We start from the raw sequence: 6,269 nt of genomic DNA on the forward strand, positions 1-6,269 counted from the left end.
CACGGGTCGGTGTTGCCGCCTTACGCGAACACAACCGTTTTTCGTCCGTTGATCATCACGCGGGCTTCGAGGTGCCGTTTGATGGCACGCGCCAGAACGCGGCTTTCGATGTCACGGCCGGCCGCGATAAAATCCTCGACGCTCATGGAATGCGTTACCCGCTCGGTTTCCTGCTCGATGATCGGCCCCTCGTCGAGTTGGGCGGTCACATAGTGAGCCGTGGCGCCGATCAGCTTCACTCCGTGCTCGAAAGCCTGGTGATACGGCCGCGCGCCCTTGAAGCTTGGCAGGAACGAATGGTGGATGTTGATGACCTTGCCGAACAGGCGCCCCGCGAGGTCGTCGGAATACACTTGCATGTAGCGAGCCAGGACGACGAGGTCGGCGCCGACGTCCTCGATCACCGCCAGTATCCGGCCTTCCTGTTCCTGCTTGTTCTCCTTCGAGATGGGCAAGACGTGGTAGGGAATGCCAGCCCATGCCGCAGTTTCGCGGCTGTCTTCGTGGTTGGAGATGATCGCTGCAACCTCGGCTTCGAGCCAGCCAACACGGATCTGGTAGATGAGGTGAAGCAATGCATGGTCAAACTTCGAGACCATGATGACGATTTTCGGCCGACGGCTCCGCTCAAGCAGGCGGCTGCTCAGGCCGAAGCGATCCACCACAGGCGCAAGTCCCTTGGTGATGGCATCGGCAGACACCCAGGCGGGCGCCGAAAAGGCAATGCGCATGAAGAAACGGTTCGAGGCCCTGTCCCAATGCTGGCTGCTTTCAGCAATGTTCGTGCCAAGGTTGGCGAGTTCGGTCGTCACTGCCGCCACGATCCCGGCCTGGTCTTCGCAGGACAGCGTCAGAATGAAAGACAGTCGAAGCGCTGCACAATTCATCGTTCGTTGACCCGCGGCCAGCACGCCTCGCGATAATCGGCGAACCAGGCAAGCGTCTTTTCCCATCCGCCGAATGGGAAGAAATGGAGGTGTAGTGGCGCGGTCGGCGCCGGGTAGCTTGCCGCCATGGTTTGTAAGATCTCGGCTGGGTTCCGGTCGGCCACGATGTTGAAGAGGCCGCTGGCGGAACGCCGCAGCGCCGCGATCGAAGGGCCGACACCGCACATCATGGCGAACCGGATGAGTTTGGTAAGGCTGGTCACACCGGCCAGACCAACATGAACCGGCAGCCCGGGATGCGCCGTATGCAGACTGCTCGCCCAGGCGGCGATCGTGTCGCCATCGAAGGCGAATTGCGATACGACCCTGGCTTCCAGCGACCGCTCGGCACAGATGTCGAGCTTGCGCCGCAATGCGTCCGTCAGCACGGCTTCGACGATGCTTGGATGCCCTTCCGGATAGCCGGCGACGAAGGCGGTTCGTATCGCACTGTCTTTGACCACGGGATGGGCGAGCAACTGGGTTGCCTCTCCCAACGGCCCCGGAAAGAGAGCCGGATTGCCGCCAAGAAAGAGCGCTTCGCTTATCCCGTTTCGACTGTGGGCGGTGACAAGATCGACATAGTCCTGCTCCGAATTGAAGTTCCGCGCGCCCAGATGTGGCACCGGCACAAAGCCCAACTCCTTGATCCGGCGCGCTGCTTCGATTTGCAAAGCCTCGGGCTTGCCGGGAAGGTGAGTAAGAAAGACGCGCGAGCCAAGCGGGAAGCAGTCCGCTGGTGGCGCAAAGGTGCGTGCCTGCGCCGGTGCCAGTTCGATCGACACCTCCGCGTCGAACACAAATGTAGCCGAACCTCGCGTCTGGATAAGCTCTTGGCGCATGTCGTTCATGATCTTTCCAGGTCTCTCCCGACCAGCTTCACGATTTCGCGGCACCGTAGGCCGCGGCAATGGGAGCCGGGCAGACCAGCTGCCCGGCTTGTCGTCGCGGGAGGATGCAACGACAGGACTCTCAGTTCTGAAACAGCGTTTCGCTAACCGTTGGCGGCGCGTTTGAGCGACAGGAACGGCAGCGCCACCACACGCGCCCTGACATCGGCCGCCACGCCATCCTTGTTCCACTTCAGCGTGAGCTCGGTGCCGGTCTCGGCGGCTTCACGCCGCAGATGGCCGAAGCCGATCATCCTGCCGGTCGAAGGTGACCAGGCGACGCTGCTGGCGTGCCCAACTTCCTTCCCGCCGCGAAAGGCTTTCAGCGGATACCACTGCACGCGCCGCAGATTTCCGGGCGCATTGCTCTCAAGCCCCTTGCCGTCGAGGGCTTGCGACCAGTCGATGTCGAGCCCGACGAGCTGGCGATGGTCACCCGTGTTCGACATGCGCTGCAGCGCCGCCTTGCCGATGAAATCGGCCTTGCGAAAGTCGACCAGCCGGCCCAGGCCGAGGTCGAAGGGCGACGCACGATACTTTCCAGCTGCCTGAATGCCGGCGCCGCCATGGTCTGGGCCGGCACTTGTATAGTCGTAGCCAACGATCAGCAGCCCGGCTTCGAGACGTGCTATGTCGAGCGCCCAGGCGCCGGCAGGAAGGATGCCAAAAGGCTTGCCTGCCGCCTCGACCGCGTCCCACACGGCGGCGCCGTCATCCGCCTTGACCCACAATTCATAGCCATGCTCGCCGGTAAAACCCTGGCGCAGGATCTCGACCCGTCTGCCGGCAATTGTGACGATGGCCAAGCGAGAGAACGGCAATTCCTGCACGGACTGGGTGACAGCCTCCAGCACTTCGCGGGAACGCGGTCCCTGCAAGGTGAGGATGCCGTAGCTATCGGATATGTCGGTGACACGGACGTCGAGGCCTTCGGCATGCTGCTTCCACCAGGAAAGGCCGGGATCGGCGGAAACGCGTAAGGTGGTTTCATCCATGCGGAAAACCAGACCGTCGCCGACGACATGGCCGTTCTCGTCGCACCACGGTGCATAGTAGATCTGGCCGACCTGCAGCTTCTTGATGTCGCGTGGGATGAGCGCATCCATCATCCTCTCGGCATCCGGACCGGCAATGACATATTTCGACAGTGGTGACATGTCGCCCATGGCCACCCTGTTGCGGATAGCCGCCAGTTCCTCGACCATATCGGAGTAGCAATCGACGACCATGTTCCTGTCCCAGCGCATCCAGAGTGCGTTCTGGTTCAGTGGCGCCGTCCGTTCGACGAAGGGCGTGCCGCGAAAGGCGACATGGGCATCTGCCACCACGCTCAGGCCGGACGTGAATTTGATGTCGTTCATTCCAGGTCTCCTCCCAGTCGCAAGGCACTTTGCTGCGACATTCGACGACAACGGGTGGGGAACAGCGCACCTCGCGCCATGGAAACGAAACTATCCAAGCGCAGACTGCAGGGACGGCTTCCTGCGAGCAGCAACCCGCTCAGTCAGATGTCTCTTGCCTCATCCGTATCTTGGGTGAGACTTTCACTTCGCAGCGTTTTTCGGAATGCCCCCGGTTGCCGACGGCATACCCGCAGTTCAACCTGAATATTTGAAGCCGCCGTCGGATTGCTTTCGCTGCCAGCCTTCACCGGCAAATGCTCGCTTGCGGTCGACCAGGTAACGCCGTCGCACCGCACAAGCTCGGCCCGTTCAGCCGTAGCATCGAAGCCTGAATTGGCAGCTCGACGCGTGGGGGAAAGGCGGTAGCGCGCTGGCGCTACCAAATTTCTCACCCAGGAGTGCGGTGAGACGTCCGGCGATTTCGACTTCGATTCCGCGGATCATCGTGCGATCGAATGCTGGCATTTCAACCAAGTCCAGCATCGCCTCCGCAGAATCGTCAGCCAGCCTGCTAGGTGCGAGGGAGCCCGCCGGTCCGCCGTAGATTATAGCAACATGTATATTAGCTATTCCTTGACAATCGATGTGGGCTCTGGTTTCCTGATTTTACGGGTATTTAACCAAGTTCGTTGCGTTTTTTACGGACGGTGTTCGCATGTCAACAGTGGTTGTCGCGGACCCGCGGGGGGTATATCTCGCCGGTCTGGAATGGGTGTTGCAGAAGGCTGGACACGATGTTGTCGCCCAGTGTCGCCGCCCTGTGGACGTTCTTGCTCATGTGGAGCGCCATCAGCCTGATATGGTCATCGTAGGCGTGGATCTCGCGGATCAGCAGACATCAGGTCTTTCCTCACGGCTGAAGGCCGGCAACAGCGCTCTCGGCATCATCTTCATCGTGCAGCCAACCGGCAGGCTCGATGTCAGGGAAATACAGACGCTCGACGTCGATGGCCTGTTTCTGGACGGCATCAGCCACCGCTTTCTCATCGAATGCGTGAATGCGGTGGCGGCGGGCAAGAAGTGGATCGACAACAAGATCGTCCAGCAGCTGCTGATGCCCGGCTCGCAGCCGCAGCCAATGTCCCGGCTGACCGGGCGGGAGACCGAAATCGCCGATCTCGTCTCGCGCGGGCTGCGCAACAAGACCATCGCGCAGCGGCTGCATTTATCCGAAGGCACGGTGAAGATGCACCTGCATCACGTCTACGAGAAGTTGCACCTAGGCGGCCGGGCGGAACTGGCCTGGATGACGCACGGCAAAGCCGCCGAGCGTCCTGGAATGGGCCGAACCGGCCTGCTCTGAACACTCTCCACTCGCACCGACATTGTACGCACGGCAACGGCCGCAGAGCCGTCTGACGGCATCTGGCGCGTGCCTGCGCGACCTCCCGCAGCGCCGGTCAACCTGATCGAAGGATATATATCCTTCGATCAGGTGCGGACATTGACCGCAATACTATCGAAGCGGGAATGGACGCGCCCTCTGCGCCGGCGGCACATTGCAGGATCAAAGGCCGCAATTCTGTGCGCCAGCGGATGCACTTGGGTAGGGGCATCCGGCACCTGGGGGGGGTGAATCCCCTTTTCTTGATGCGTTTAAACAGGGGAGAACCTCCATGCTCGACATCACAGCCCAAGACATCATCATCGACGAGACCACTGGCCTTCAGGACAGCGATGTTAACCCGACCGTTCCGCCGCACAACAACGCCACCGTGAGTTATCTCCTTGGCCTCGACGGCCCGGGCGGGCTGACCTCGCCGGAGGTCGCCTTCAAGTCCAACTTCGTGGTGGCCTCGGCGAGCGCAGGGGAAACCATCACCTCGGTCGTTCTCACGCAGAACGCCTCCGGAACCCCGTTTTCCACCACCGTCGGCGTGAACAGCGGCATCCGGACGGTCGATGGCAATTATGTCTGGCTGTTCAAAGACGCAACTCATGCAAACGTCGTGATCGGCGTCATTGGTACCTCTAACCCGCTCGTCGCACCCGCTGCGACCGGGCCGCTCGCCTACTCGTTTGCGCTGATAACCACCGACGCCACCCATGCGGACTTGTACACGGTCCAGTATGTGCCGTTGCTTCATCCGGTCGCGACCGACCCGGACGACCGCATCGATCTGACAGATCATGTGTTCGCCTCGGTCTCGGGGACCACCGTGGCCAATTTCTCTGGCCAGAACGCCGCACCCGGCAATCATGACTTCTACGCGATCAATTCGTCCGGCGGCGCCGGCAGTCAGCTTCTGGTGACAGGGTTCCTGGGGGCGAACAATGCCACCGCCAACGTGAGTACCCAAGGCTTCGGCGTCAACAACCAGAGCATCAATCCGACCGAAACGCTGCAGGTCGATTTCGTCTCCGGTGCCAACCTGCCCGCAGGTTCTGCCTCGCAAATCCAGTACGGCAGCCATATCGATAATATCACGCATGCCGGGTTCACGATCAACCAGATCACGCCTTCCAATCCGAATTTGCGGGTGGACATCAAGATCACCGCCCTCGACGTTCAGGGCAACGAGCAAGGCTTGAACTTCTATGACGGCAGCCCGACCACCGCCGCGCCCATCACCAGCCTCACGCTGATCGGCCAGTCGGGGGTTGCATCCCCCATCACCGCCAATGGTACCTATGACGTCGCGGGGAACGTTGATGTCACCATCAGTGGGCTCGGGACCAACATCGTCACAATCACCGGACTCGATAACATCACCACTGTCAACGTCACCACTAGCAGCCAAATGGATCGGTTGCTGGTTACGGGTGTCGATTCAAACGAAGGGTGCGACATCACCGAGTTCCATTTCTCGACAACGACCACCAACGCCTACACCGAACAGGTCGGCTCGTTCATCAACTTCGACGACGACGGGCCGACGCTTTCGATCACGGCCGCGCCGGTGGTTGGCGCAGCCGAGGTGATCGAGGCGAGCGGGGCTGGCGGGCACAGCCAGGCGACGATCACGCCACCGACCTTCACCGCGAGCGCGGTCGACGGCGTCACCACGAATGTGACCTACGCACTTGCCCTGGCCGGCGGGGCGGCGACC

4 protein-coding genes and 1 pseudogene are annotated in these 6,269 nt (G+C 61.2%); 2 read left to right on the forward strand and 3 right to left on the reverse strand.

The genetic code is table 11. The features are described from left to right. Positions 1-20: 20 nt before the first annotated feature. From purU to AC0L2D_RS24740, 3 genes are all read right to left on the reverse strand, one after another. Positions 21-887: a formyltetrahydrofolate deformylase gene (gene purU / locus AC0L2D_RS24730; RefSeq protein WP_013529881.1), complete on the reverse strand. Its 867-nt coding sequence runs from the start codon at positions 885-887 to the stop codon at positions 21-23. Continuing rightward, entirely contained in the window at positions 884-1,777 is an 894-nt protein-coding gene (locus AC0L2D_RS24735) for a methylenetetrahydrofolate reductase (protein ID WP_224675222.1), read from the reverse strand. Before AC0L2D_RS24735 ends, purU begins: the two co-directional genes overlap by 4 nt. Before the next feature lie 143 nt (positions 1,778-1,920). After that, entirely contained in the window at positions 1,921-3,177 is a 1,257-nt protein-coding gene (locus AC0L2D_RS24740) for an aminomethyl transferase family protein (RefSeq protein ID WP_224675223.1), read from the reverse strand. A gap of 697 nt (positions 3,178-3,874) precedes the next feature. Here AC0L2D_RS24740 and AC0L2D_RS24745 point away from each other — a divergent pair. Beyond that, the gene (locus AC0L2D_RS24745; RefSeq protein WP_013529878.1) at positions 3,875-4,522 is read left to right on the forward strand and encodes a response regulator transcription factor; all 648 of its coding nucleotides are present in this window, start codon (positions 3,875-3,877) and stop codon (positions 4,520-4,522) included. 313 nt (positions 4,523-4,835) lie between these two features. Next, positions 4,836-6,269, forward strand: a pseudogene (locus tag AC0L2D_RS24750) (DUF5801 repeats-in-toxin domain-containing protein); the annotation flags it as partial.

The organism is Mesorhizobium sp. WSM4833 (assembly GCF_055811095.1).

Coding starts and splice junctions, on each gene's coding strand:
- AC0L2D_RS24735 (WP_224675222.1), bottom strand. CDS start 1,777: ATGAACGACATGCGCCAAGAGCTTATCCAGACGCGAGGTTCGGCTACA.
- purU (WP_013529881.1), bottom strand. CDS start 887: ATGAATTGTGCAGCGCTTCGACTGTCTTTCATTCTGACGCTGTCCTGC.
- AC0L2D_RS24745 (WP_013529878.1), top strand. CDS start 3,875: ATGTCAACAGTGGTTGTCGCGGACCCGCGGGGGGTATATCTCGCCGGT.
- AC0L2D_RS24740 (WP_224675223.1), bottom strand. CDS start 3,177: ATGAACGACATCAAATTCACGTCCGGCCTGAGCGTGGTGGCAGATGCC.